General features: G+C 69.6%; 2 protein-coding genes. Both read left to right on the plus strand.

Going from position 1 to position 1,692, the window contains the following annotated elements; translation table 11 throughout:
- Nucleotides 1-1,314: IS21 family transposase (gene istA / locus H6A16_RS10490; RefSeq protein WP_204618990.1), on the plus strand; the 1,314-nt coding region annotated here is incomplete at its 5' end.
- Between the two features lies 1 nt (nt 1,315).
- Nucleotides 1,316-1,692: ATP-binding protein (locus tag H6A16_RS10495; protein WP_204618993.1), on the plus strand; the 377-nt coding region annotated here is incomplete at its 3' end.

Consider the following 1,692-nt stretch of genomic DNA (forward strand, 5'->3'; position numbering starts at 1 on the left):
CGCGAGCTCGCCCGGGTCGGCGTGACGCTCAAGCGGCTGCACGAGGAATACCGCGACGGGCAGAGGTCGAAGGGCGAGCCCTTCATGTCCTACGACCGGTTCTGCAAGCGCTACCGGGAGTTCACGGTGAGAAGGCAGGTGGTGAGCCGCGTCGGGCACAAGGCGGGAAGGATACTCGAGGTCGACTGGGCCGGGCCGACGATGGCGCTCGTCGACCCGGCCACGGGCGAGGTCTCCAAGGTCTTCCTGTTCGTGGCCTGCCTGCCCTTCAGCCGCCTGACCTACGTCGAGCCTACGCTGGACATGAGGCAGGATACATGGCTGCGCTGCCACGTGCACGCGTTCGCCTACATGGGCGGCTCGACGCCCTGCATAGTGCCCGACAACCTCAGGACCGGCGTGAGGGCCCACCCGCGCGAGGGCGAGGTCGAGCTGAACGAGGCGTACCGCGAGATGGCCGCGCACTACGGCTCGGCGGTGATGCCCGCGCGCATCGCCACCCCGCGCGACAAGCCGAGCGCCGAGAACGAGGTGTGGCAGGCCGCGATCGAGATCATCGCGGCGCTCAGGAACGAGGTCTTCACCGATTTCAACCAGCTGAAGGCGGCCGTCGCGGCCAAGCTGGAGGAGCACAACGCCCGCCCGTTCACCAAGCGCGAGGGAACGCGGAGGGAGGTCTTCGAGGAGCAGGAGAGGCCGCTCCTCCGCCCCCTCCCGGCGGTGCCCTACGAGGTCTGCGAGTGGGTCTACGGCCGCAAGGTGCAGCGCAACTGCCACGTCGCGTACAAACACAACTACTACTCCGTGAGCCACCTCGCGGTCGGCAAGACGGTCGACCTCAGGGTCACCGACACCACCGTGGAGGTCTTCCTCGCCGGCGAGCGGCTCGCCACCCACCCGCTGCTCCCGGCCTTCGCCCGGAACCGCTACTCCACGCACGCCGGCGACCTCCCCGAGGGGAAGTCGTACTCCGACTGGGACGCCGGGCGCATACGAAGGTGGGCCGACCGCGTCGGGCCGTCCTGCAGGGAGGTGGTGGACCGCATCTTCCAGCGCGTCGACTACGAGGAGCAGGGCTTCGACGCGGCGCTCGCGGTGCTCAGGCTCGAGCACCGCTACACGAGGCCCAGGCTCGAGCGGGCGTGCGAGATGGCGCTGGCGTCCGGGCGCCCGTCCCCCAGGTACAGGCACCTGAAGCCGATACTGGAGACCAACCAGGACGGAGCCGACGGGGCGCATTCCGACGACGGCGGCCCGGGCGAGGACGAGGCCGGCTACGTGCGCGGCGCCGACTTCTACGGGGAGGAGGCGTAGCATGGAGCTCTCGGTGGAGACGAAGCGCAAGCTGCGCGACATGGGCGCATCGGACCTGCTGGACGCGCTGGAGGCCCAGGACGAGGGCATGTGCATGGGCATGACCTGCGCCGAGCGCGTGCAGATGGCCGTCGACGAGGCCCACTCCGCGTTCGTCACGTCCAAGGTCAGGAACCTCACCAAGCGCGCCAACCTGCGCTACCCCGAGGCCGACGTGAGGTCGATCGACTTCTCCGAGGAGCGCGGCCTCGACCGGCTGAAGATCACCGAGCTCGCCACGTGCGGCTTCGCCGAGCGCGGCCAGAGCGTCGTGCTCCAGGGCCCGACCGGCACGGGCAAGACCTATCTGGCCTGCGCGATCGCCAAGGCAGCCTGCCA

This window comes from Collinsella tanakaei (assembly GCF_016900375.1).
In the GTDB taxonomy this organism is placed as follows: Bacteria; Actinomycetota; Coriobacteriia; order Coriobacteriales; family Coriobacteriaceae; genus Collinsella.